This is a genomic window from Streptomyces auratus (assembly GCF_050433025.1).
GTDB classification, from domain to species: domain Bacteria; phylum Actinomycetota; class Actinomycetes; order Streptomycetales; family Streptomycetaceae; genus Streptomyces; species Streptomyces sioyaensis.
The window spans coordinates 262705-286667 of record NZ_JBNGCB010000001.1 but is presented as its reverse complement, the minus strand read 5'-3'; the positions used below and the strand labels follow the sequence as shown (position 1 = coordinate 286667).

28 protein-coding genes are annotated in these 23963 nt (G+C 68.7%); 17 read left to right on the top strand and 11 right to left on the bottom strand.

Translation table 11 applies throughout. The features are described from left to right. The first annotated feature begins 295 nt into the window (after window positions 1-295). The gene (locus tag BKA18_RS01330) at window positions 296-919 is read left to right on the top strand and encodes a sigma-70 family RNA polymerase sigma factor (protein WP_366043729.1); all 624 of its coding nucleotides are present in this window, start codon (window positions 296-298) and stop codon (window positions 917-919) included. Window positions 920-958: 39 nt separating this feature from the next. Here the strand turns inward: BKA18_RS01330 and BKA18_RS01325 are convergent, their stop codons facing one another. After that, window positions 959-1261 (bottom strand): hypothetical protein, encoded by a 303-nt coding sequence (locus BKA18_RS01325; RefSeq protein WP_006607038.1) that lies wholly within the window; start codon window positions 1259-1261, stop codon window positions 959-961. Window positions 1262-1691: 430 nt separating this feature from the next. Here BKA18_RS01325 and BKA18_RS01320 point away from each other — a divergent pair, with 430 nt between their 5' ends. Next, the gene (locus BKA18_RS01320; protein WP_234371527.1) at window positions 1692-2066 is read left to right on the top strand and encodes a hypothetical protein; all 375 of its coding nucleotides are present in this window, start codon (window positions 1692-1694) and stop codon (window positions 2064-2066) included. A gap of 117 nt (window positions 2067-2183) precedes the next feature. Here BKA18_RS01320 and BKA18_RS01315 read toward each other — a convergent pair whose 3' ends face one another. Beyond that, window positions 2184-2555, bottom strand: coding sequence for a hypothetical protein (locus BKA18_RS01315; RefSeq protein WP_366043728.1), 372 nt, complete (start codon window positions 2553-2555; stop codon window positions 2184-2186). Between the two features lie 265 nt (window positions 2556-2820). Next, window positions 2821-3420: an HD domain-containing protein gene (locus BKA18_RS01310; RefSeq protein ID WP_366043727.1), complete on the bottom strand. Its 600-nt coding sequence runs from the start codon at window positions 3418-3420 to the stop codon at window positions 2821-2823. Between the two features lie 454 nt (window positions 3421-3874). Here BKA18_RS01310 and BKA18_RS01305 point away from each other — a divergent pair, with 454 nt between their 5' ends. The 4 genes from BKA18_RS01305 to BKA18_RS01290 all read left to right on the top strand — a co-directional run bounded on the left by BKA18_RS01305 (window position 3875) and on the right by BKA18_RS01290 (window position 7004). After that, window positions 3875-4495, top strand: coding sequence for a hypothetical protein (locus BKA18_RS01305; RefSeq protein ID WP_366043726.1), 621 nt, complete (start codon window positions 3875-3877; stop codon window positions 4493-4495). Between the two features lie 5 nt (window positions 4496-4500). Then, entirely contained in the window at window positions 4501-5811 is a 1311-nt protein-coding gene (locus BKA18_RS01300; protein WP_006607043.1) for a cysteine desulfurase, read from the top strand. Then, window positions 5802-6239: a Fe-S cluster assembly sulfur transfer protein SufU gene (gene sufU / locus BKA18_RS01295; protein WP_006607044.1), complete on the top strand. Its 438-nt coding sequence runs from the start codon at window positions 5802-5804 to the stop codon at window positions 6237-6239. The genes BKA18_RS01300 and sufU overlap by 10 nt, the downstream gene beginning before the upstream one ends. A gap of 471 nt (window positions 6240-6710) precedes the next feature. Further along, complete coding sequence (locus tag BKA18_RS01290) at window positions 6711-7004, top strand: hypothetical protein (protein ID WP_366043725.1); 294 nt, start codon at window positions 6711-6713, stop codon at window positions 7002-7004. Between the two features lie 154 nt (window positions 7005-7158). On the opposite strand, the gene BKA18_RS01285 is transcribed toward BKA18_RS01290, so the two are convergent. Then, window positions 7159-7992 carry a response regulator gene (locus tag BKA18_RS01285; RefSeq protein WP_366043724.1) on the bottom strand — a complete coding sequence of 278 codons (834 nt, stop codon included), beginning with the start codon at window positions 7990-7992 and terminating at the stop codon, window positions 7159-7161. A 223-nt stretch (window positions 7993-8215) separates the two neighbouring features. On the opposite strand from BKA18_RS01285, the gene BKA18_RS01280 reads away from it, so the two are divergent. Continuing rightward, window positions 8216-9781 (top strand): sensor histidine kinase, encoded by a 1566-nt coding sequence (locus BKA18_RS01280; protein ID WP_366043889.1) that lies wholly within the window; start codon window positions 8216-8218, stop codon window positions 9779-9781. Beyond that, entirely contained in the window at window positions 9778-10980 is a 1203-nt protein-coding gene (locus tag BKA18_RS01275) for a PP2C family protein-serine/threonine phosphatase (RefSeq protein ID WP_366043723.1), read from the top strand. The genes BKA18_RS01280 and BKA18_RS01275 overlap by 4 nt, the downstream gene beginning before the upstream one ends. Before the next feature lie 119 nt (window positions 10981-11099). Here the strand turns inward: BKA18_RS01275 and BKA18_RS01270 are convergent, their stop codons facing one another. Further along, window positions 11100-11645: a ferritin-like domain-containing protein gene (locus BKA18_RS01270; RefSeq protein ID WP_366043722.1), complete on the bottom strand. Its 546-nt coding sequence runs from the start codon at window positions 11643-11645 to the stop codon at window positions 11100-11102. 322 nt (window positions 11646-11967) lie between these two features. On the opposite strand from BKA18_RS01270, the gene BKA18_RS01265 reads away from it, so the two are divergent. The 4 genes from BKA18_RS01265 to BKA18_RS01250 all read left to right on the top strand — a co-directional run bounded on the left by BKA18_RS01265 (window position 11968) and on the right by BKA18_RS01250 (window position 13989). Continuing rightward, window positions 11968-13068: a cation diffusion facilitator family transporter gene (locus tag BKA18_RS01265; RefSeq protein ID WP_366043721.1), complete on the top strand. Its 1101-nt coding sequence runs from the start codon at window positions 11968-11970 to the stop codon at window positions 13066-13068. A gap of 174 nt (window positions 13069-13242) precedes the next feature. After that, the gene (locus BKA18_RS01260) at window positions 13243-13413 is read left to right on the top strand and encodes a hydrophobic protein (protein WP_366043720.1); all 171 of its coding nucleotides are present in this window, start codon (window positions 13243-13245) and stop codon (window positions 13411-13413) included. Between the two features lie 69 nt (window positions 13414-13482). Continuing rightward, window positions 13483-13734: a DUF5133 domain-containing protein gene (locus tag BKA18_RS01255; RefSeq protein ID WP_366043719.1), complete on the top strand. Its 252-nt coding sequence runs from the start codon at window positions 13483-13485 to the stop codon at window positions 13732-13734. Between the two features lie 81 nt (window positions 13735-13815). Then, window positions 13816-13989, top strand: a complete 174-nt coding sequence (locus BKA18_RS01250) for a CsbD family protein (RefSeq protein WP_235445040.1) — start codon at window positions 13816-13818, stop codon at window positions 13987-13989. 101 nt (window positions 13990-14090) lie between these two features. Here the strand turns inward: BKA18_RS01250 and BKA18_RS01245 are convergent, their stop codons facing one another. Both BKA18_RS01245 and BKA18_RS01240 read right to left on the bottom strand, forming a co-directional pair. Next, window positions 14091-14969: a COG4705 family protein gene (locus BKA18_RS01245; protein WP_366043718.1), complete on the bottom strand. Its 879-nt coding sequence runs from the start codon at window positions 14967-14969 to the stop codon at window positions 14091-14093. Window positions 14970-15304: 335 nt separating this feature from the next. Then, window positions 15305-15727: a helix-turn-helix transcriptional regulator gene (locus tag BKA18_RS01240; protein WP_366043717.1), complete on the bottom strand. Its 423-nt coding sequence runs from the start codon at window positions 15725-15727 to the stop codon at window positions 15305-15307. A 112-nt stretch (window positions 15728-15839) separates the two neighbouring features. Between BKA18_RS01240 and BKA18_RS01235 the strand changes: the two genes are divergently transcribed. Then, window positions 15840-16721, top strand: coding sequence for an NmrA family NAD(P)-binding protein (locus tag BKA18_RS01235; RefSeq protein WP_366043716.1), 882 nt, complete (start codon window positions 15840-15842; stop codon window positions 16719-16721). Window positions 16722-16800: 79 nt separating this feature from the next. On the opposite strand, the gene BKA18_RS01230 is transcribed toward BKA18_RS01235, so the two are convergent. The 3 genes from BKA18_RS01230 to BKA18_RS01220 all read right to left on the bottom strand — a co-directional run bounded on the left by BKA18_RS01230 (window position 16801) and on the right by BKA18_RS01220 (window position 18843). Then, a complete protein-coding gene (locus BKA18_RS01230; protein ID WP_366043715.1) occupies window positions 16801-17217 on the bottom strand; it encodes an ester cyclase in 417 nt (138 codons plus the stop codon). 141 nt (window positions 17218-17358) lie between these two features. Further along, the gene (locus tag BKA18_RS01225) at window positions 17359-17871 is read right to left on the bottom strand and encodes an acyl-CoA thioesterase (protein WP_366043714.1); all 513 of its coding nucleotides are present in this window, start codon (window positions 17869-17871) and stop codon (window positions 17359-17361) included. 330 nt (window positions 17872-18201) lie between these two features. Then, window positions 18202-18843, bottom strand: a complete 642-nt coding sequence (locus BKA18_RS01220) for an RraA family protein (RefSeq protein WP_429638363.1) — start codon at window positions 18841-18843, stop codon at window positions 18202-18204. Window positions 18844-19482: 639 nt separating this feature from the next. On the opposite strand from BKA18_RS01220, the gene BKA18_RS01215 reads away from it, so the two are divergent. The 3 genes from BKA18_RS01215 to BKA18_RS01205 all read left to right on the top strand — a co-directional run bounded on the left by BKA18_RS01215 (window position 19483) and on the right by BKA18_RS01205 (window position 21657). Further along, window positions 19483-19992, top strand: a complete 510-nt coding sequence (locus tag BKA18_RS01215) for a lamin tail domain-containing protein (RefSeq protein WP_366043712.1) — start codon at window positions 19483-19485, stop codon at window positions 19990-19992. A 392-nt stretch (window positions 19993-20384) separates the two neighbouring features. Continuing rightward, window positions 20385-21209 carry an LLM class F420-dependent oxidoreductase gene (locus BKA18_RS01210; protein ID WP_366043711.1) on the top strand — a complete coding sequence of 275 codons (825 nt, stop codon included), beginning with the start codon at window positions 20385-20387 and terminating at the stop codon, window positions 21207-21209. Between the two features lie 16 nt (window positions 21210-21225). Further along, entirely contained in the window at window positions 21226-21657 is a 432-nt protein-coding gene (locus tag BKA18_RS01205) for a TIGR03668 family PPOX class F420-dependent oxidoreductase (RefSeq protein WP_366043710.1), read from the top strand. A 247-nt stretch (window positions 21658-21904) separates the two neighbouring features. Here BKA18_RS01205 and BKA18_RS01200 read toward each other — a convergent pair whose 3' ends face one another. Continuing rightward, window positions 21905-22510, bottom strand: a complete 606-nt coding sequence (locus tag BKA18_RS01200; protein ID WP_366043709.1) for a TetR/AcrR family transcriptional regulator — start codon at window positions 22508-22510, stop codon at window positions 21905-21907. A 182-nt stretch (window positions 22511-22692) separates the two neighbouring features. Between BKA18_RS01200 and BKA18_RS01195 the strand changes: the two genes are divergently transcribed. After that, window positions 22693-23862: an FAD-dependent oxidoreductase gene (locus BKA18_RS01195; RefSeq protein WP_366043708.1), complete on the top strand. Its 1170-nt coding sequence runs from the start codon at window positions 22693-22695 to the stop codon at window positions 23860-23862. Window positions 23863-23963 lie beyond the last annotated feature (101 nt).

Sequence of the window (23963 nt, the reverse complement as noted above, 5' to 3'; positions counted from 1 at the left end):
TGACCGGTCGGTGACGTGCGAAGCGCCGGCATACCCGCACGGCCGGCTTCCCGGCCGGCCACCCGCCCGCGACCTGCCGGCCCCTGCCCTTCGGCCCTCCGGCCCGCGCACGGGCGTGCTCCTGGACTGGACGACGCGACCCCATCGCCTCGCTCGTCTCGCGCCTCGCCCGTCGCACCTCGCCCGTCGTCGTAGACCTCGGTGAAACCGGAGGGCCCCGCACCCCGACCGGGACCCCGGGCGCTGCTCTGCCATGCCCTGGTGCACTCCCGCTGCCTCCGAAGGATGTTCTCGCATGATTGCTGCCCTGACCGGGCCGTCCCCCTACAAGCGGACCGCCGCGGACGACGAGCAGGTGACCGGCCTGGCCCTGGCCGCCAGGAACGGCGACCCCGACGCCGTCGAGCGCTTCGTCCACGCCACTCACCGGGACATATGGCGGTTCGTGGCTCACCTGAGCGGGGACACGAACGCGGCCGACGATCTGGCTCAGGAGACCTTTCTGCGTGCCCTCACCGGTCTGCCGAAGTTCGCCGGCCGTTCCTGCGCACGTACCTGGCTGTTGTCCATCGCCCGCCGGGTGGTGATCGACCGCTACCGCTCCGCCGCGGCCCGTCCGCGGATCGCCGATATCAACGACTGGCAGGCGGTGGCCGAACACCACCAGCCGAGCGGACTGCCCGGATTCGACGACGGCCTGGCCCTGAGCGAACTCCTCGACACCCTCGACCGCGAGCGCCGCGAGGCCTTCGTCCTCACCCAACTGGTCGGCCTGCCCTACGCGGACGCCGCGGCCGTCGTCGGCTGCCCGATCGGCACCGTACGCTCCCGGGTGTCCCGGGCCCGCGCCGACCTCGCCGGATGGCTCAGGTCAGCCGAGAAGTGCGCACGAGTCCCCCGCCCGGCGATGGCCCGATGAATGCGCCGGCCACGCAGGGCACACATAGGGCGGCTGCCCCTAGGTGAGCCCGGTCTCCGCCTTGCTGAACAGCACTCCCTCGGAGTAGAAGAACACCGCATTGCTGCTGCCGTCGGCGCCGTAGCACGTCCAGGTGACGGGGTAGCGATCGCCCGGTTCGGATTCTCCGTCCTGCTGGCAGGTATTGGCGTAAGCGCGGAGGAGTTTCTCGCTGCTGCCGGCCTTGATCTTCTGGTATTCGGCGAGCGTCAACGGGTCACTGCTGACGGCGAACCCTTGATAGGCGCCGGCGATGACGAGGAGGCCGAGGAGGGAGCCGCCGGCTATCGCGCTCTTCTTCACAGTGGGGTGTGTTCCTTCGCGGGTGTGGTGGGGCGGACCGGGGAGAGCCGGGCTTCGCCCCGGAGCCGCGGCAGGTCGCCTCAGGGATTGTAGAGGGCGACGAACCGGTGGTCAGGGCACCCACGAGCAGGGCGGTGGCCCGGCGGAACCTCCGCCGGGCCACCGCCTCGATCTCTGCACACGCGACCGTGTCTGCCGAAGGGGCTGCGGGCAGCCTTCATCGCTTCACGGCGTCCTGGGCCTGCTGCCCGGCCTCGCGCAGATCCCCACCGGCGCGCTCGGCGCGACCCTCGGCCATCATCCGCTCAAAACTCAGCCACCCATCCGACTGGCCCGCGCCCAGGAATGACAGTCACAAGAACGCTGGGTGCCGGAAGGGATTCGAGCGGTCTGCTGTCGGCGCCGCCCGGGTGTCGCTACGCTGATTCGCATGGATGCCAGGGACTCGGACCCCGCGGACCCAGTTGACCCCGCTGAGAAGTGGCCACTGCCTCCGTCGTGGATGTGGAGCTGCCAAGAGTGCACCGATCTCTACAAGGCGATGAAACAGGCTCCCGAAGTGGTGGATGCCGCGCGGGCGGCGAGCGAGCCGGGGGTGGACTGTGACCCCTTCGACACCATCGTCTCCTCGCAGATCCACCTCGCCCGGCATATCGCCACCCACCACACCTCGGAAGTCCCCGCCATGGACCAGGGCTGCGACCGGTGCAAGTCCGACATGACGCGGCAGATGCCCGTCGTCCTCGTTCTGGAACACCGCGCTCGCCACGTCTTCGCCCCGCCCAGCATCGCCGGCCTGTTGTAAGGGAAGCGGGCGGGGAAACCGGGAGTACGGCCGGGAAAGCGGAGAGCCGTCAGGGGAGCGGCTGACTTCGGCCGATCCCTCTTTCCTCGTCGGCACGCTTCTCGGCGATCTGGTGAATCAGACCAACTGGCCCAGAAAAACCATCAGAAGCAGCAGCGCCACGAGCACGCCCAGGCCGATGGCGCCCGCCCGGCCACCGCCTCGGGGGAGGAAGACGGCCACCACCGTCCCCAGCGTCGTCAGCGGCACCACGTACCACGCGAGGGCGATCAGCACGTCGATGGAGTGCGGATTGCGCACGCCGTCCCGGCACGTATCACAGGCGATGGCGAACAGCGGCCCAAGCCCTCCCACAAAGAAGCCCACGGCCAGCACACCCATGGCGAGAACGGTCAGCCGGCCCCAGTCGGCCACGGAACGCCGAGGACGGCGGCCGGAGTCGTCAAGGAAGGGCGAACCGGAATCGAAAGGGGCGTCGGTGTTCTCCATGTGACGGATGCTATGGAGCGCATTGCCCGCGGATATCCGTTGTCGTACTCAGCTGCCGGATGGTCATGGTCTGAGTATCGCCGGGGTGGTGGTTTCGCGGCGGTTGCTGCGGTGCGGCGAATTCCGTGGAGTGGGGCGATGCGGGCCATGGGTGCCGACCGGGGAGCCGTTGCCGGGAGCTCTACGAGGCGGTCGGCGGTCGTCGGTCGGTAGTCGTGAGGAGGGCCGAAGCCGGGCCCCGCCCGCTGTAGGCGGGGCGCCGGCGTCAGGGCGCGGGCGTGAACAGGTCTTGGCTCACTGCCGCGTCCCTGACCTCCTGATAGAGGGCGGTGAGGGTTTCGCTCACTTGGACGCGCGGCAGTTGGAGCCGGTCCAGGGCCTCCGCGTCCGCGCCCACGTCCTGCCAACCCTGGCCGGTCAGAAGGCGCATGAGTGCCGGGTTGAGCCGGTCCACCCCTCGTACGATGCGGGCTTCGGGCGTGACCCCTTCCTCGTACTCGTGCCACAGGCTCAGGAACTCGGTGCCGAGCCCGTCGGGCAGTGGTGCGAAGCGGCGTTGGGCGACCTCCTCCTCCACCCGGGCCTTGTCATCGCCGTTCCGGGTGCTCCAGGCTGACGGGTCGCCCGCCTCGATTTCCACGAGGTCGTGCATCAGGCACATCTTGAGCATCTTTTCCAGGTCGAGCGACCGGCCGCTTTCCCGCTCGAACTCGCGGTGCAGGATCCAGCTGATGAGCGCCAGATGCCATGAGTGTTCAGCCACGCTTTCCTTGCGGCTGGGCGTGGCATTGTTATGCCGCTCAACTTCCCGTAGCCGGGCGGTGAAAGAAATGAAGTCGAATACTTCCCGAAGGTTACCGTCCATGCCGTATGTCCGTTCTCTCATTCGTATCGCCGTTGTGCCCCGGAACTTCTGCGGACTTTAACACCGGCGATATCGGAGCATGTGTGATCAGGCCAGACCAACGACGCGACCGCTGCCCTGGGCTGCGCCTCTGACCTGCCCTGGCTGTCTTAAAGCGATCGTTGACCGGCGCCCTGACTGGTCATAGATTCCTCCTGCACGTAACATGCCGTCAACAAGAGGAAATCCCATGGCAAAGTTCTATGCGGAGTCTGAACTCGACGGAAAGTTGACCGGATTTCGGTCACGTGGACCGGCAACCCTGACGGAATGCCTGGCGCCCGGAACCCTCTGGCAGCCGGTGTTTCAGATGACGGTTATGGCGAACACCAAGAATGGCCGAAGTGTATTGACAGGTACGCGTCGGGCGGACAGTAACCCGACCCACCCCAATGTCATCAGCACGCCCACCAGCATGCTGCCACTGGAATTCGCGCGATGTTACTTCGACAGCATCGCCGCCTCGGCCACCGACCTCGTGCCCGTCCATCTGACGGAGCTGCGGGCCGACGATCTGAGGACCGTGGTCCGGTTACCCGAGTCCGCCGCGCGCGGCGTGGTCCCCGACCCGTCCTCGGCACTCTCGTTCCTGGCGGGAGATCTGCTCGCCCGCAAGCTCGGCTGCGAGGGCGCCATGGAGGCGGCCTCCCGCGAGAAGCCCCTGGGCACCTGCCGGTTCTCCATGGTCGGGGCCGGCTTCAGCTATGTCGCCGACCGGCCCACCGAGGACCCCGAGAGCCCGGAACCGCTGTATGAACCGCTGCTGATGTTCGGAGCGATCCTGGAACTCCACGACCCCACGGTCATCCCGGAGCAGACCGCTTCGTACAAGGACCTCTGCTGGACCTCGCCCGAGGACTACGCCGAGGGCGTCCGTACCAAGCGCATCGAGAGCTTCAACCCCAAGTTCCTCGACCACGCGGACGAGGCGGACAGCGACTCCGTGACCGTGTGCGCCCGGGGCCTGTGCCTGCAGACCACCCACAAGGTGCTCACCGACCTCGCCTCCGGCCCCACCACCGGCGCGTCCATATGACCGCCATGACCCGCACCCTGGACCCCCGGCAGATCCGCGCCGACTTCCCGATCCTGCACCGCACGGTGGGCGGCGGAGAGCGTCTCGTCTATCTGGATTCCGGTGCGACGTCCCAGAAGCCCGTACAGGTCCTCGACGCCGAACGGACCTTCGCCGAGACGTCGAACGCGGCGGTGCACCGCGGAGCGCACCAGCTCGCCGAAGAGGCAACCGAGGCCTACGAACAGGCCCGTGGACAGATCGCGGCCTTCATCGGCGTACATCCCGGAGAAGTGGTCTTCACCAAGAACGCCACCGAAGGCATCAACCTCGTCGCCTACGCCCTGAGCAACGCCGCCACCTCCGGCGACGCGGCCGCGCGCTTCCGCCTCGGCCCCGGCGACGAGATCGTGGTGACCGAGATGGAACACCACGCCAACCTGGTGCCCTGGCAGGAGCTGTGCCGGCGCACCGGCGCCACCCTGCGCTGGCTCGGTGTGACCGACGAAGGGCGCCTCGATCTCTCCCGCCTCGACGAGGTGATCACGCCGCGCACCCGGCTGGTGGCCTTCGCCCACCAGTCCAATGTGCTCGGCACGATCAACCCGGTCCGGCAGATCGTTGCCAGAGCCGCCGAGGTCGGCGCGCTCACCCTGCTGGACGCCTGCCAGTCGGTTCCGCACGCCGAGGTCGATTTCCACGCCTACGGAGTGGACTTCGCGGTCTTCAGCGGCCACAAGATGCTCGGCCCCTCCGGGGTGGGTGTCCTCTACGGACGGCGCGAGCTGCTGGAGGTCATGCCGCCCTTTCTCACCGGCGGTTCGATGATCGAGGTCGTCAGGATGACGGAGTCGACCTTCGCCGCGCCGCCCCAGCGGTTCGAGGCCGGGGTGCCCATGGTGTCCCAGGCGGTCGGACTGGCCGCGGCCGTACGCTATCTGACCTCCGTCGGCATGGAGCGCATCACCGCTCATGAGCGGCTGCTGACCGAGGCCGCGCTCGGCGCCCTGTCCGCGCTCGACGGCGTACGGGTCCTCGGTCCCACCACGACCGCCGCCCGTGGCAGCGCGGTGTCCTTCGTTGTCGACGGGGTGCATCCGCACGATGTCAGTCAGGTCCTGGACGCGCACGGGGTGGCGGTCCGGGTCGGGCACCACTGCGCCTGGCCCCTCCACCGCCGGCTGGGCGTGCCGGCCAGCGTGCGCGCCAGCTTCTATCTCTACAACGAGCTCGCGGACATCGAACCGCTGACCTCGGGAATCCTGGAGGCACAAGCGCTCTTCGGTGCCACGGCGCCGGGGCCGGAGCGGAGCGGGGGGACCGTGGCGTGCGCCTGACGGCAGAACACCAGGAGATCATCCTTGCCCACTACCGGGCCCCGCACCACAGCGGACTCCGGGAGCCGTACGACGCCGAGGTCCAGCGGTTCAACCCCACCTGCGGGGACGAGCTGACCCTGCGCGTACGCCGGAAGGGAGAAGGGGAACAGGCGGCCATCGAGGACGTCTCGTACCAGGTCCAGGGCTGCTCGATCAGCCAAGCGTCCGTATCGGTGATGACCGATCTGGTCATCGGCCGTACCGCCCGGGAGGCCGAGGAGCTGCACACGGAGATCGCCGCACTGTTGCGGGAACGCGCATCGGAGTCCGGCGCCTGGCCGTCCCATCTGGGAGACGCCGCGGCGTTCCGCGATGTGTCACACCACCCCGCGCGGATCAAATGCGCCTTGCTCTGCTGGACCGCACTGCGCGAGGCACTCTCATGAACCATGCGCCAGGCACTCTCATGACCCAACGGACCTCTCCAGGAGGCGACTTCGGAATCGACGGCACCCTGACTCTGCTCGCCCGGACGGTCACAGCAAGCGGAGATCCTCGCCGCCGGGGCCGGTGTGCCCGGCAGCACGGGAGCCGCCCGGGCCACTGACCGCGCCTTTGTTTCCTACACGTCCTCATTGATGTCCGGTACCGGCCCGCTTCGGGCCGGCCTGCCGGAGGGCCGGTGGCCGTCGCGTATGTGACGGCCACCGGCCACTTTGTCAGGCGTCGATCCCGCGGTGTAGGTGGCGAAGGAGATCAGCAGCCGGAATACCGCCCTCCACCCGCACCCGGAGACTGAGCCGGGGTGCGACCTGAGGCGTATGTGGAACGAGACGCCGGGCGGACGCCGGAGCCGGAATACCGTCCCGGACGGAGGGGACGGGTTTCGGCCGCCGGAAAGCGGCAACCTGTGTGTCATGTCCAGACGCACGCATGACAGCAACAACGGAGCTGCGAAAGCCATCGTCATCATCGCGGACTGCACCGCGCTGATTCTGGGGCTGTGGATACTCTTCGCCCTGCTCGACGCCAACCGGGCCAATGACCTGGTCAGCGCCGTGCACGAGGCATCGCTCTGGCTGGCAGGCTGGTCGCACGACCTGTTCACCATGGACACGGCCTGGTTGCGGACCGTACTGAACTTCGGGCTGCCGGCCGTGGTCTACGTCCTCATCGGACACTTTCTCGCCGCCCGGATCCGCCGGCTCTGATTCCCGGGGCAGGGCCCGGCAAGGAAGCCGCCCGCATCAGCACCCCGACAAGGAGGCAGCGTGTACGAGGCCCCCGCAAGGACGGCCGCCCGCACGAAGCCCCGGCTCGGCGAGGGGCCCACCGGCGGGGCACCACGGACGGCCCTCCCGTGCTTCAGGACCGGGTGATCTTCGCGGCGGTGTCGAGGAAGAAGGCGTCGATGCTGTGCACGGCGCGGACGAAGTCGTCGAGGTTGACGGGCTTGGTCACATAGGCATTGGCGTGCTGCCGGTAGGCGTCCTCGATGTCGTCGGGCGCGGCGGAGGTGGTCAGTACGACGGCGGGGATGCTGCAGAGGTCGGAGTCGTCCTTGAGGGCGGCGAGAAGCTCCCTGCCGTTCATGCGCGGCATGTTGAGGTCAAGGACGATCAGATCGGGGCGTTCGTTGGCCGGATCGCGCAGGTACTCCAGCGCGGCCACCCCGTCGACGGCCTGGTTGAGGGAACGGGTCATGTCCCGTGCGATGAGGGCGTCTTCGATGAGCATCGCGTCGGCGGGGTCGTCCTCCACGAGCAGGACGCGGTAAGGGCGGTCGGTCGTCAACGCGTTCATGGTGGCGCTCCCGTGATCGGGGGTGGGTAGGGGACGTGAAACAGGGCGGGAGACGAAGACCAGACCGGGCCAACGGCGCCGGGCTCCCTGCCGGCTGATGCCCCATGCCTGCCCGAGCTGAGGGTAGTTGGCGCCGTTCCCGGCGGCCTCCCGCGCCAGTTGCCGGGCGCAGCGGGCGACGGCACGGTCCAGGTAGGCGAGGGCGTGCAGCCGGGCCAGGGCGGGATTGCCGTCCGCGGCCGGCCCCGGCTCCGTCGTCCCGTCCTCGTGCTCCGTTGCGGGTGCGGGGGGAAAGCCGTGTCTGGCCAGTTCGTCCGCGAGCTGGTGGACTGCTCTTTCGGCGAGCTCTGTCATCCGTTCGGGTTCAAGCGGGGCGGGGGGCTGCTCGCGGGCCATGGCGCGACCCTACGGCGGCTCCTGCGGTCTCGACAACCACTGTTGTCAACCCTCTGTACTCTATGGCTGCTTGTGCCTACACACCTTCGCCTCCTCCGAGGCGGTAGAGCAGAGAGCAGGCGTGATGAGTCAGCAACTCCCGCACGGCGTAGGCCCCGAAGGAGCCGACGAGCCCGCCGCCCCGGCCGCCGCCGATCCGCCGCGGCGGCGACCCCGCGCGGGAATGCCGTGGACCACGCGCCGGGCGCTGAACGTCAGCGTGGCGGTGGCGACGGTGCTGCTGCTGGTCCTCGGCGGCAGTGGTGTGTGGGTCCATGCGCGCGCCGCGGACGCCACCGACCGCCTCGTCGAGCGCTCCAGCCCCGCTCTGATCGCCGCGGGCAGCCTGGAGAACGCGCTGATCAACCAGGAGACCGGCATCCGCGGATACGGGCTGACCGGCCGGCGGGAGTTCCTGCAGCCTTACCACGACGGGCTCTCCCACGAGAAGGCCGCGGCCGGCCGACTGCGTGTACTCCTCGGGCACGACGGGCCGGGCGCGCAGGACCTGGCGCGCGTGCTGGACCGGACCGAGGCCTGGCAAAAGCAGGTCGCCCGGCCCGTCGCCGCCGCACCGAGCGGCAGCCCCGTCCGCCTCGCCGCCCAGCGCACTGGCGCGGGCCTGCGCACCTTCGACGCCGTGCGTGCCGCACTCGGCTCCCAGCAGCGTCATCTGGAGCACGAGCGGGCCCAGGCCCGGGCCGAACTTCACGACGTGGGGGCACTCCAGAACGGCATCTTCTCGGCTCTCGCCGCGGTGGGATTCGTGCTGCTCGTACTCGCCGTGATCGGCCTCCGGCGCGCCGTGACCGACCCGCTGGGCAAGCTGTCCGCGGATGTCCGCGCCGTGGCGCGGGGCGACTTCCGACGGCCTGTGCAGGGGAGCGGACCGGCCGATCTGCGCGCCCTCGCCTCCGACATCGACGGTATGCGGCAACGCCTCGTGGACGAGCTGGCCTTCCGTGACGAGGCCCGGGCGCAGCTGGACGCGCAGGCCACCGAGCTGCAGCGCTCCAACAACGAACTGGAACAGTTCGCCTACGTCGCCTCGCACGACCTGCAGGAACCCCTGCGCAAGGTGGCCAGCTTCTGCCAGCTGCTAGAGCGCCGCAACGCCGCACAACTCGACGACCGGGCACAGCAGTACATCGCCTTCGCGGTGGACGGTGCCAATCGCATGCAGGCGCTCATCAACGACCTGCTCGCCTTCTCCCGCGTCGGGCGGGTACACGCCGAGCACACGGACGTCGATCTGGAGGCGCTCCTCGGCCAGGTGCTGGAGTCCCTCAGCATCGCCATCGAGGAGTCGGCCGCCACCGTCACCCACGATCCGTTGCCCACGGTCCCCGGTGACACCACGCAGCTCGGGATGCTGCTGCAGAACCTCCTGAGCAACGCCCTCAAGTTCCGCTCTCCCGACAAGCCCCCGTCCGTCCATCTCTCGGCTCACCGGACGGACGGGTACTGGCAGTTCTCGGTGGACGACAACGGCATCGGCATCGACCCCGCCTACAGCGAGAAGATCTTCGTCATCTTCCAGCGGCTCCACACCCGGGAGAGCTACCCCGGTACGGGCATCGGCCTGGCCCTGTGCAAGAAGGTCGTCGAGTACCACGGCGGCACCATCGCCGTCGACCACGACCACGCTCCCGGCACCCGCATCACCTTCACCCTGGCCGACCACGCCCCCGTGATCCCGGCTCCGACGACCACCGAGCCCGCCCTCCAGGGAGAAGCGACCGCCTCATGACCACACCCTCCGCCGGGCCGCTCCCCGCCATCCCGACGCAGACCGCGGACGGATCCAGTGTCCTCCTGCTGGTCGAGGACGACGCCGGCGATGCCCTGCTCGTCGAGGAGTACCTCAACGACACCGAACTGTCCGTCAGCCTCACCTGGGTGCAGACCTTGGGCGAGGCACGCACCTACCTCTCCGGGCGGACCCCCGACTGCGTACTGCTCGACCTTCATCTGCCGGACGCCTCGGGGACCAGCGCGGTCCAGAGCATGCAGAGCCTGTGCCCCGACGCGGCCGTCATCGTCCTCACCGGCCTCGACGAGACCCGCGCAGGCCTCGAAGCCGTGGCCGCCGGCGCCCAGGACTACCTGCCCAAGGGCCGCGTCACCCCCGAGCTCCTCGAACGCGCCATCCGCTATGCCCTGCACCGCAAGCACACCGCACGCGCCACCGCCCGGCTGCGGGAGAACGAACTGCGCGCCCAGGAGAACGCCCGTCTGGAGCGCGGCCTGCTGCCCGCCCCACTCCTGCGCTCCACGGACGTGCTCGCCAGCACCTGCTACCTGCCCGGCCGCAAGAACGCCCTGCTCGGCGGCGACTTCCTGGACATCGTCCAGACCCCGGACGGTCTGCTGCACGCCGTCATAGGGGACGTCAGCGGACACGGTCCGGATGCCGTGGCGCTCGGCGTCTGTCTGCGCATCACCTGGCGCTCCCTCACCCTCGGAGGACACCGCGACACCGAGCTGCTGGGGCTCATGCAACAGGTGCTGGTCGCCGAACGCAGCTCCCCGGTGATGTTCGCGACCTGCGCCATCCTCACCCTCGACCCCATCCACCACCGGGCCACGGTGACCCTCGCCGGCCACGACGAACCGTTGCTGATCCCGCCCGTCGAGGCCGCCCGGCCCGTCGAGGCCCGGCACGGCATCGCCCTGGGCATGCTCCCGGGGGAGGGCTCCTGGCACCCCACCCACTGCACCCTGCCGCCGCGCGCCGCTCTGCTCATGCACACCGACGGGCTCGTCGAAGGCCACACCACCGACAGCAGCCAACGCCTGGGCACGGATGGTTTGCTCCGCATCATCGAGGACGGCCGGCATCTGCCGCCGCCGGCACTGATCGACCATCTCACCGGCACCGCCCGGTCCCTCGACGCCGGACGGCACACGGACGACCTGGCCGTCCTCGTGCTCAGCTGGAACGGCTGAACGCTGGCGACGGGCGCGCGCTGGACACCGACCACAACGCACCGGAATCGGCTGCGGCCCGCCCGGCTCCGTCGCCTCCAAGGGCCGGCCGGGCCATCAGCGGCCCCGCTCCGTGCCCGTCAGCCCTTCCTCTCCTGCGGGATCCGCTCCAACAGACCCCGCAGGTCATCGGCGTGCTCCTCCTCCTGAGCAAGGAGCTCCTCGAACACGCGCCGGGTGGTCGGATCGCCGTCGCCGAGCCACTTCGCAATCTCCGTGTAGGAGGCGATCGCCACCCGTTCGGCGACCAGGTCTTCCTTGATCATCTCGATCAGGTCGGTGCTGGCGTCGTACCCCGCGTGCGCCCGCCGCGTCAGGGTGTCCGGATTGAAGTCGGGCTTCCCGCCGAGCTGGACGATGCGCTGCGCCACCTTGTCGGCGTGCTGCTGCTCCTCCGCGGCGTGTTCCAGGAACTCGGCCGCGACCGGCTCCGAATAGAGCCCGGACGCCGTGTAGTAGTGCCGCTTGTACCGCAGCGTGCACACGATTTCCGTCGCCAGCGCCTCGTTCAGCACCTGCAGGACACGCTCCAGGTCAGCGCCGTAGGCATCGGTGACCGGCCCCTTCTCGATCTCGCGACGGGCTCGCTCCCTCAGGGTTTCGACGTCGGTCAGGAATTCAGCCATGAGTCTCTTCCGTTTCCACTCGACCGGCTTTCACGAGGGCACTGTCCCCGGCCGCCGTCCGGTGACGGACACAGGCGCGCGGTCGCGTCCCGGTGCACCACCCCGCCGGACGTAAGGACGGCAGCGGAATCCGGCTGCCGGATGGCCAGTCTGGCCCTGTCCTGTCCTCTGCCCCGGCCCGGCCCGGCCGCGTCCTGCCTGACGAATACGGCTCGCCGGCCGGGACCGTACGGCTGCGGTGGGATGCCACCGAGGAATGTCGCCCGTATCGAGGGGCATCCGTCTGGGGGAGGTCGTTCCGGCCCGGAGGGAGAGGTCGGCGATGAGCGAGGACTCGGGACGGGACCCGTCAGAGGCGACGCCCGGACGAGAGCCGTCAGGGCCGAGGTCCGGACGGGAACCGTCAGGGGCGGCGCCCGGTGACCGCGACGGGGAGACCAGGAAGACGGTGTGGGTCGCCCTCGCGGCCAACGTCGGGATCGCGGTGGCCAAAGCAATCGGGGGAGCGCTGGCCGGATCGCCCGCTCTGCTGTCCGAAGCGGCGCATTCGGTCGCGGACAGCCTCAATGAGCTCTTCCTGCTGGCCGCTCTGAAGCGCAGCGAGCGTCCCGCGGATCATCTGCACCCTTTCGGATACGGCAAGGAACGGTTCTTCTGGTCCCTGCTCGCGGCCGTCGGAATTTTCGTTACCGGGGGCTGTTTCTCCTTCTTCCAGGGCATCGAGGCCTTCCACGCCGGAGAGTCGGAATCCCGCGAGGGATATCTCATCGGCCTCATCGTCCTGGCCCTCGCGATGCTCGCCGAGGGGACGTCACTGATAAGGGCCCTGTCCCAGGTGCGCGCACAAGCCAAATCCCACCACCGCAGCACGCTCGGCGAGATCAGAAACACCCAGGACCCCACCCTGCGCACCGTCCTGGCCGAGGACAGCACCGCATGCCTCGGAGTCCTGCTCGCCCTCCTGGGCATGGCACTCCACATGACCACCGGCAACGGTGCCTACGAGGCATGGGCCGCCCTGCTGATCGGCGCCCTTTTGGTCTATGTCGCCTTCATGCTCGGCAAGAGCGCCCGGGCACAATTGATCGGCGAGGCAGCCGCTCCCGAATTGCAGCAGCAGGTCATCACATTCCTGGACGACCAGCCCGAGATCGATACCGTCACGGCAGCCATGACGATGCAACTCGGCCCGGATTCGGTGATGCTGGCGGCGCGTATCGACCTGGTGGCCGGCCTCGACAGCGAACAGGTCGAAGAGGCCCTGATGCGGACGAAGGCGGAACTCCGCGCCCGCTGGCCACAACTCGACCAGCTGTTCCTCGATGTCACCGACGCCTCCACCGCCGACCGGGCGCGCGCCGTCCGCGCACGTCACCGGCTGGACGACGTGGTGGAGCGGCGCAGGCAGGTGGACGGTATCTAGGGGCTGACGGCGCGTCGGCGCGACGTCCTGTTCGGCCCGTGAGGCGCAGCACGCCGGCACATCCGACACAGAACAAGCCGTTACGGATGCCCCGCCCCTCGCATAAGAAACACCTGAATTGAAAGGTATGGCAAGGGAGGGCGCGGGCACACGGTGGTGCGGAGGTTGATAACTATGGTCCCCCTGCTTCTCGTTCTTCTTCTCGCACTGCTTCTCTTCGGTGCGGGATTCGCGCTCAAGGCGTTGTGGGTCGCGGCCGTGTTGGTGCTTGCCGTGTGGCTGCTGGGCTTCGTCCTGCGCTCGGCAGGAGCCGGTGGCAAGCGAGGCCGCTGGTATCGCTGGTGACGATCGATGCACTCACCCCATACCGGTGAGGGGCTATTCGATGTCGAGCCCACGAAAAGAGGAAATACGTTGCTGACGCCCCATTCGGCGATATTACGAGACCTTGTGAAGCAGTACGAGAAGCTGCACGCCCGGCTCTCGGAGCGAAGCTCCGCGGAGACGCAGCGGCACTTCGACGACACCTGCTACACGCTCTGCGTCTCCACCGGCACCCGGAACGTCGAAGCGGCCCTGACCTTCGCGGCTGGGCAACTCGACGCCGATCTGGCAGAGGTGGCCTACGCCTCGCCCACGGCGTCGTCACTTCAGCTCGCCAACTGAACAATGCGGGGCCGGCCCCCGGGGTTCCCCGCCTCCTCCTCAACCATCCGCTCCCGCAAAGAACCGACGAAGGGATTCGCTATGAGCGCCGAAGAAAAGGCCAAGGCCAAGACCGAGCAGGCCGCCGGAAAGGCAGAGAAGGCGGTCGGTCGCGCCGTGGGAAATGAACGGATGGAGGCCGAAGGTTCGTCCAAGGAATCCAAGGGTGATCTGCGCAGCGCCAAGGAAAAGTCCAAGGACGCCTTCAAGGACTGATGGCTGTCACGTTTGTGGTGTGCGAGGCCGACCTCCCCGGCCCCGCACACCACATGCGTGTCAGGCATCACCAAAGGCGAGCCCTGGTGACCAGGCGGTTCTCAGGAAACCTCCGTCAGGACCTCGTCCCGTGGCGCGGTGTTCCTGCGCTCCTGTACGTGGGCGTAGCCCATGAGGCCGATCAGGATGGCGAGGAGGACGGCCGACGAGCCCGCTGTGCCGAGGTCGAGACCGCCCTTGGCGAGCGGCTTGGTGAGGAAGTCGCCGGCCGTGGCCCCGAGGGGGCGGGTGAGCACGAAGGCCACCCAGAACAGCAGCACGTTCGGCACGGCAGGCACCCGCATGAGGCCGACGAGGACTGCGAGCACGCCTGCGACCAGCAGTGCACCACCCGCGTACCCGAGTCCGGAGCTGTCGGACAGGAAGTCACCCATTGACGTGCCCAGTGTGTTCGACACGAGGATCGCCGACCAGAAGAGGGCCTCCGCCCGGAAAGTGACGATATCGCGGATGGAAAACGTCAGCCCGGTGCACTTCCAGGCGATGAAGATGGCGATCAGCAGCGAGATCAGGATCGCGGCACCGGTCGGGTATCCCATCCCCAGGCCCTGCGGCCCCCAGCCCAGCGAAGTGGCTCCGCCGGTGAGGTACTTGCCGCTCGCGTCCCGGTTCATGAAGTCGGACATCGTCGTACCGGCCATGCTGGTCGACAGGATGACGGTCCAGTAGAAGAAGGGGTTGTAGCGCTTGGACCGGAGCTGTACGACCAGCGTGACCACGAAGACCACGAACAGGGCGATCGTGGTGAGGAAGTAGCCGAGCTTGAGGGTCTGCGCGAAGAGGTCACCGGCTGTCTCGCCAAGCGTGGTCGCGGCGATCTTCATGATCCAGAAGGCCAGGGTCACCTCTGGCAGCTTCTTCATCACGTACTTGTTGGTGCCGGCGACATCCAGGTCGGTGAGGATTTCTGGCTTGTCCAATTCCGTCTCTCCGGGTGGGGGTTCGGCGTGGGCGGCGTACGCGACGTCACCCGCGGCGTGAGGTCACACGCCGTCCGACCCTCCCAGCTCGAACCTGTACACAACCTGAACGCTGACGGCCACACCCACGAAGTCGCCCGTACGCGGGAACGGCAGGCCCGGCCTGATGCGGTTTCATGGTCGGTCGCCCGCCAGGCTGATTGAGCGTTTCGGCTCGGCTGAGCAGCGGGAGTTCCAGACGGCGGCTGGGGCAGGGGACGCCGGAGGCGACAACTCCGCAACGCAACCGTGGTCGCCAACCCTTTGGGAAATCAGGCGTGTCGGGCGGCTTCTCGTCACCGAGCAGGCCTGTCGGAAGAGCGGGAGGGGCCTGCAGTGGCGCGGCCGAAGTCAGTGGTCAGCCAGTGTTCGATGGACGCATCAGGGAATTCGTGGGGCTGATAGGTACCCGCCACTGGGGAGAGGTCAGTGAGCCGGTCGAGACGGAAGGTGCGCCAGTCGTCCCGGTCGAGATCGAACGCCACGAGGTACCAGTGGCCGGCGCGCAGGAAGTGGCGGTACGGCTCGACCAGGCGGGTGGACGGTCGGCCGTGCTGGTCGACGTAGCGGAACCGAAGTCTGGGCCCCTCTGCCACCGCGTCGGCGATCACGCCGACCGTTGCCGCCGCGACCACGGCGCCGGGCTGCTGGAGCACCTCGGTTGCGAGGTCGGTGGCCGTCCACTCGCCCCCCGACTGCAGCAGAGTGAGCAAGGTCAAGGTCCTGATCGTCGGGTCGAGGTCCATACCCTCAGCCTTCCAGGAGAGGCGGACAGGTTCAGGCCGCCTCTGCTCCTAGCCTGCATTCGGAGTCACCGAAGGAGAGGAAACCATGCAGATCGCTGTCACTACCCCGACCGGCAACGTCGGTCGCCACGTCGTCGCCACGCTGGTCCGCGCCGGGGTCCGGCCGCGCGTCTTGCTGCGCGAGCCCGCCCGCCTGACCCCCGAGGTACAAGACGAGGTGGATGCTGTGCAGGTCGACCAGTACGATGCCGACACGGTGGTGGCCGCCACGGAAGACATTGACGCACTGTTCTGGGTGGACCCGACCACCGGCAGCGAGGATCCTCTCGCCGACTACGTCCGCGCCACCAGCAGCGTGGTCCGTGCCGTCACCGAGAACCGGATCGGCCGCGTCGTCTTCCAAAGCAGCGTCGGCGCCGAGAAACGTCACGGCGCCGGAGAGATCGACGGCCTGGCACACACCGAAACTGCTTTGGATGGCACGGGCGTCGACGTCACCCACCTACGCTGCGGCTACTTCTTCACCAACCTCGAACTTCAACTCAATGCCCTGCGCGCCGGCACCCTCCAGGTGATCCTTCCACTCGACCACCCCATGGCCTGGGTGGCGCCTCGCGACATCGCCGAGGTCGCCGCCACCCGTCTGCTGTCGCCCGCCTGGTCCGGACGCTGCGTACAGGCAGTTCACGGACCCGCCGACCTCACCTGGCGACAGGTCGCCCACATCCTTACCGCCGCCACCGGCCGGCAGATCAACGTCGAACAGATCCCCGACGACGCCATGCGCACCCAACTCCACCAGGCCGGGATGACCCACGGATTGGTCGAGGCCGTGCTCGGAATGTCGACCGGCCTGCGCAAGAACTTCGTCCCCGAACAGCGCCGCACCCTCCGGACCACTACTCCCACCACCCTCGCCGCCTGGGCCTACGACCATCTCCGACACCAGATCGTCGACGCGGCGTAAGTAATCCGGTCAGCTAACAGCGGCTCCCGGGCCTACCGCATCCGTGGCGTGTTCCCCTCGGTGACTGTGAACGTCAGGGTCAGAACGGCGGAATCTGCGCCGGAACGAGCCCGGCCTGACGAAGGAGCCCGTGCAGGTCCGTCTCGCCCCAGAACTCGACGATCCGTCCTTCCCGGAGGCGATAGGACTTCACGCCCGTCATGGTCAGGTCGCGCCCGGTACGGTCGTGGTGATAGGTCAAGGTGAAGGCCACGGTGACGCGCTCACCGGCGGCGAAGAGGTCGTCCACCCGCACGCGGCAGTTGGACAGACCTGGAGTCAGGACCGACTCCTCCGGATAGCGCCGCCCCCGCACGTGCTGGCCGGCTCCATGGACAAGTACGTCCTCGGCGACGAGTTCTGCGAGCTCATCAACGTCCTGTGTCTCGAACACTCGAAGGTAGCGGCGGACCACATCGGCATTGCGCTCGCCGATGGCATCGGGTGAGTCAGACATGGTAGGAGCGTATCCAGCAATGACTGCTGTGCCACCAGACAGGCGCCAGCTACCTCGACCTCACGACTTGGTGATGGCTCTGAGGAGGCCGCCCGAAGCCGCTGTCCACCGCTCCAGCCGTCGCCCCGCGGTCGGCGGGGTTCAGCCCAGGCTCAGCAGCGCCGGTTCGGTGGCCAGTTCCCGGAGGGCCGCCCGCGGGTCCGGGAGCAGCTTGCGCTGGTCGAGGTCGAGCAGGCCGCCCACGGCGCTCAGTTCGGCGGCCACCATGCCGTCCGCCGTGGTGACGGTCTGCTCGATGACGAATGTCTTGCCCTCGCCCCACAGGAACGCACAGCTGACCTGGGTCTCGTCGCCGGCCCTCAGCTCTCGCTTGTAGCGGATGGTCGTCTCGATCGTCACCGGGCCGATCCGCCGCTCCACCATGGCACTCTGCCGGATGCCGGCAGCCTGCAGCAGCGACCAGCGGGCATGCTCGGCGTACTGGAGGTAGACCGCCTGGTTGAGATGGCCTTGGGTGTCCGTCTCATAGCCGCGAACGGTGATCTCCACGACGAAGGGCCTGCCGCTGCCCAGTTCCTCTGCTGTTTCTGCCACGTTGTCGTCCCCCGGCTCCTTGTAGGCGCCGACCTTCCGGCCGGACGCGTCGGACCTCATAGGTCACTCGCGTCACATGAAGGTACCGGGCAACGCCCGTCAGGTACCAGGCTGTCTCAACCATTGGCAAAAGGCCCTGCGCCAGAAGCCGTCTGACAACTCCTGCTACATCAACGGCGACATGTGCGGCCGAGCCGGATTCCCACTCCTCCGGAAGCGGGTCCTCCTGTCGTGACGGAAAGCGACGACTCCACAGTTGTTGAGCCAGAACCAGTTCCGACGTGGCGGCGTGACAGCGATCGAGCCCGGTGCGAGGGAATGTCCATATCCCGGGGAATCCCGGGGAAGGGGAATACCGGGGGGAGGGCATCCGGGCTCAGGTGACTACCGCTACTCCTCGATGGCGCCGCCGATGCTGCGCAAATGCCGCCGGAAGGTATAGGCGGGGTCGGCGCTGCGCTGTGCCAGGTAGTCGTCGAAGGCGGTTTGCCGGCGCAGCGTCCGTCCCGCTCGGATGCGGCGGGCTTGTTCGCGTTCCGTCTGCCGGATTTGGTGTGCGGTGGCCAGCACGTCCTCGGCATGCGTGGCGGCGAGGAACAGGACGCCGTCCTCGTCTGCGAAGGTCAGGTCGTCGCCGGTGACCAGGTGCGAGCCGAACCGCGCCGTCATGAGCGCTTCGGGTTCCTGCCCGTCCAGTCGTACCGGGCCGAGCGGGTAGGCACCGTAGCTGAACACCGGAAGTCCGATTTCCGTCAACTCCGGGGTGTCCCGGTGCAGTCCCCACACGACCAGGCCCGCCACCCCTGCCGCCTCGGCCTCCAGCACCACCAGGTCGCCGATGCATGCTTCGTCCGTCCGCCCGCCGTTGTCGATGACCAGGACATCACCTGCTTCGGCCCGGCCGAGCACCTCCAGGAACACGTCCACGCTGCCGTAATGCCGTACCGGCAACGCACGTCCGGCGAGTCGGTGTCCGGGGAGGACGGCCTTGACGCCGGGCGGCGCCGCGCGCAGCGGTACGCCGTGGCGCATACAGGCGTCGGCGACCAGCGGCGTGGACAGGTCAGCAAAGGATTCCCACACGCGTTCTCCCTGGCTTGGGTTGGCGCGGCCGGTGATGCCCGGTGCAGCAGGCCGTGGCGGGATTTTACGGGGAGCCCTTCCACGCGTCGACGCTCAGCGCGCCGCGGAGATGCGCGGTGGGCGGTGGGGCGACGCGCCCGGTCAACCATGCGGCGCGCCCCCTGGTCCGGCGCACAACGACGACCGGTGCGTCGTCGCTGAGAGGTGGATCAGGCGCGGCCGAGCGGCCACCCGGCCGGCGGCCACGTGGCCGCGAAGGAATGGGCTACGTCGTCGGCCGGCCTGTGCGGCGTCGAGGTGAGGGCACCGCATCGCGGGGTCGGTCCTCGTGGGTGAGACCTGCGTGAGACCGGCGGTAACCCTTGGGGCGTCTGAGTGGATGTAGGGGGCGTTGCGTTTGTGCTGGTAGGCGCGGGGGAGTGTGCACCTGGCGCGGTGTGGTTGTGCATATGTCCATGTTTTGTAACACCAAACCGGATTTCTTCTGCCAAGGGGTGACGAGGCGTCACTGTGTGGGGGCCCGGTCAAACCGGCCGGGTATCCGGTTTCCGGCGACACCGTCATGGGCGCCGTATCCAGGGGGTTTTCGTGCTCCGTAACGCTTCACGCATCGCCGCTGCGGTCCTCGGCTCCGTAGCTCTTGCCGCCACCGCTGCTCTCCCGGCCGCCGCGGCCGGCCACAGTCACCACGCTCCGGCCCGGCACCACTACCGCCACGGAGTTGTTCTCGGTGCGATCCAGTACGACAGCCCCGGGCGTGACGACCGCTCCAACCGGAGCCTGAACGCCGAGTACGTGACGGTGCGGAACACCAGCCACCGGCCGGTCAACCTTCGCGGCTGGACTCTGTCGGACCGCTCCGGCAACACCTACCGCTTCGGCAACCTCTGGCTGAACGGGCACGGTCAGGTTCGCGTGCACACCGGTATCGGTCGCGACACCCGCTGGGACGTCTACCAGGACCGCCGCAACTACGTCTGGGACGACAACGACACCGCCACCCTGCGCAACGACCACCGTCGCATCGTCGACATCGAAAGCTGGGGACGCTGGGGAGGCCACGGCGGTCACCACGGTCACCACGGTCACGGCCACTGACCGGCCTTGACAGGCCGGTGAGCTGATACCGCCGCACCGGCCACCCACCACGGTGCGCCGCAAGGTTCCTGCCCTGCGGCGCACTGCCATGTTCCGGCCCGTCGGTGTTGCCCGCCGGTGCCTGCCGGTGCCCGCCGAGATGATCCGAATCATCTGGCCTTGATCGTCGAGGCCACCGTAGCTCGGTGCACGGCGGGGTGAAGGAGCGGTGGTCGGCGAGATACCTCCCGTCGTTCCCGCCGGCCGGATGGGCCAGATCCAGCAACCTGCTAGAACGGCGGCAGAAGGGCCACACCGTGCACCGTTCGGGCGCACGGACTGTTGTGCCGGGTCCCATCGGGGTACCTCGCCATGGGCCGCGAAACCGCACACCCGGAACCGAAGGAGTCACTGTGAAGTTCGGTGTATCCACCTTCCTCACCGACCAGGGCATCGCGCCGACCGCGCTCGGCCGTGCCATCGAGGAGCGCGGGCTCGACTCCTTGTTCATCGCCGAGCACACACATATCCCGGTGTCTCGCCGTACGCCGTACCCGGGCGGCGGCGAGCTGCCGGACATCTACTACCGGACCCTCGACCCGTTCGTCGCGCTCAGCGCGGCCGCCGCGGTGACCGAGCGCCTCCTGCTGGGTACCGGCATCGCTCTGGTGGCCCAGCGGGACCCCCTCACCACGGCCAAGGAGGTGGCATCCCTGGATCTGGTCTCCGGCGGGCGGGCAATCTTCGGGGTCGGTGTCGGCTGGAACAGGGAGGAGATGGAGAACCACGGCACGGATCCGCGCACCAGGGGCCGTCTCGTGGACGAGCGGCTGCGGGCCATGCGGGAGCTGTGGACGGCGGAAAAGGCCGAGTTCCACGGGGAGTTCGTCGACTTCGACGCCGTCTACTCCTGGCCGAAGCCGCTCCAGCGGCCCCACCCGCCCATCTATGTGGGCGGCGGCGAGGGAGCGTTCCCGCGAGTCGCCGCACTCGGCGACGCCTGGCTGGCCATCAGCGGCCCGCCCGAAGAATTGGGTCCGCAGATCGACCGGATGCGGAGCATCGCGGGCCGGAACGTCCCGGTGACGGTCTACGCGGTCCCGAACAACCCCGAGCTCATCGAGCAGTACACACAACTCGGCGTGGAGCGGCTGCTGTTCTACGTGCCGACGAAGCCGGAGGCCGAGACGCTTCCGTACCTCGACCAGCTCGCCGACCTCACGCGACGCTTCCAGTGAACCGCCAGGAGCCGCAGTGCCGGCAATGACAACCGGCGAGGCCCGCGAGCGCTTCGCCCGGGCCCGGGTCGCCCACCTCGCGACCATCGACGACGCCGGCCGCCCGCACCTGGTCCCCGTCGTGTTCGCGTTGACCGGTGACACCGTGGTGTTCGCCGTCGACCACAAGCCGAAGCGTTCGTCCCAGCTGAAGCGGTTGGCCAACATCCGTGCTCACCCGGAGGTTTGCCTTCTCGTCGACGTCTACGACGAGGACTGGGACCTCCTGTGGTGGGCACGGGCGGATGGCACGGCCACCGTACTGCCACCGGCCGAGACCTCGACGGCTTCCGCGGGGTACGTACGCCTCCTGGCGGAGAAGTACGGGCAGCAGTACGCCGATCGCCCGCCCGCGGGGCCAGTGGTGGAAATCGTGGTGTCCCGTTGGTCCGGCTGGCGCGCCGTATGACGGTCTTGGGGTGGGGGCATGTGGTGACTGCCGTCCTCGGTGGCCGGCGGCGGCGTCCGTAGACGTCCGGAGACGCCCGGGCACGCCAAGCAGTCTCTGGCCGATGACCGCGAAATCCGGCGGGCCTGAGTGCGACACATGGCGAGCGAGCGGCTGCGAGTGAGCGCCTCACGCGGGAGTGGGTGGCGGAACGAGTAGGCCCCCGAAGGGGCTGCTGGCGGCGCCGTGATGCGGCATCCGGCCCAGGTCACCCGTCCTGACCGGGGCGGCCCTCCTGTTGCGCCAGGAGGGTGGTGGCCCAGCCGTGTTCCAGCAGGGTGAACAGCTCGCGCATGGTCCGGGCCGGGTCTTCGCTTGCGCTGGCGATGCCGGGGGCTTCCAAGGCGAAGCGTGCCAGGCCCGTGACGGCGGGGGCGTCCGGGGCAAGCCCGGTGGCATCGGCGAGGGCGGCGGCCAGTGCCTTCTCGTGGCGCGACCACATGAGCCGGGCGTAGTCCCGCAGCGCGGGGGTGGATTCGACGAGGACGAAAAAGGGGTCGTCGGTCGGGACGGCGGTTCGGGTGTGCACCATGTGGTCGCGCAGGGCGTGCAGCACGGGCTGGCCGGGGGCTCGGTCGCGAACGGCGGCGACCAGGGCGCTCTCGATGTCCGCGTCCAGATCGAAGACGAGGGCTTCCTTGTTGGGGAAGTGCTTGAAGAGCGTGCTCAGCGAGACATCGGCCGCCTCTGCCACCTCGCGCACACCGACGTTGTCAAAGCCGCGTTCGGTGAACAGCCGCAGCGCGGCATCCGCCAGGGCCTGCCTGGTCCGGGCCTTCTTGCGCTCGCGGCGCCCTGTCGTCGTCTCGGCCATGCCCCCACCCTACCCCCTTGAGGCGATTCGATCGTAAAGGCGAACGGATGGAAAATCGGAGCAGTTGTACTTTTGGAGCGGCTGTGCTTCCGTGGAGGGCGAGTCCGGCTGACCGGCGTCACACTCCCGGAGGCCGCACCGCGTTCCCGCCTGCCGTCACCCGCGAAACGGAGCCCGACCCCATGCCCATGACCCCTCGTATCGCGATCGTCGGCGCCGGCCCAGGCGGCCTCGTCTGTGCACGCGTCCTCCAGCGGCACGGCGTGCCGGTCACGGTCTTCGAGCGGGAGGCCGACCCCCACTCCCGCCAGCAGGGCGGCACCCTCGACATCCACGAGGAGACCGGTCAGGCCGCGTTGCGCGCAGCGGGGGTGTTCGACTCCTTCCTCGCGCTCTCCCGGGCGGAGGGCCAGGAGTGGCGCCTGTACGACCGCCACGCCACCCTGATACGCCACGACCAGGCCGCCGAGGGTGATCTGAGCCGGCCCGAGATCGACCGCGGCCAGTTGCGCACCCTCCTGCTGGACTCCCTCGCCCCCGGCACGGTCCGCTGGGGCCACGGCGTAAGGGCGGTCACCCCGCTACCCCACAGCGGCGCCCGGCTGCACCACCACGACCGCACCGCCGAGGACTTCGACCTGGTCATCGGCGCGGACGGCGCCTGGTCCCAGGTACGCCCCGCGCTCTCCGACGCCCAACCTTCCTATGCCGGTGTCACGATGGTGGAAGCCCACTTCGACGACGTCGACCACCGTCACCCCGGCATCGCCCACCTGGTCGGCGCCGGCACCATGTCGGCCAAGGCGGGCCGCCGCAGCCTGGTGCTGCAGCGCAACAGCAACGGGCACGTCCGCGCCTACCTCAACTTCCGCGGCCCCCAGGACTGGCACGCCGGCCTCGACCTCGCCGACACCGAAGCCGTACGCACCCGCCTCCTCGCCCAGTACCAGGGCTGGCACGAGAGCCTGCTGGACATCGTGCGCGACAACGAGGGCGGTTTCGTCAACCGGCCCATGTTCGTCCTGCCCGTTCCTCACACCTGGCAGCGCGTCCCCGGCATCACCCTGCTCGGCGACGCCGCCCACCTGATGCCGCCCGTCGGGGTCGGCGCCAACCTCGCTCTGCTCGACGGTGCCGAACTCGCCCAAGCCGTCATCGGCCACCCCACCATCGACGAGGCCCTCGATGCCTACGAAAGCGTCATGCTGCCCCGCGCCATAGACAACGCCAAGATCGCCGAGCAGTTGCTCACGACCCTCATGCCCGACACCGACTCCGACGACGCCGTCTTCCCCGACACCCTCTGGCCGGCCGACGCCCTCCCTGACCCGAGCCCCGCTCACACCGCCTGAGCCCGGCCGACAAGGCACCGCCCCTTGATGCGCGCCGACGGGACAGCCCACCGGATGACCCGTGTACGGGACGCACGTCACTCACGGAGAGCGCCTTTACG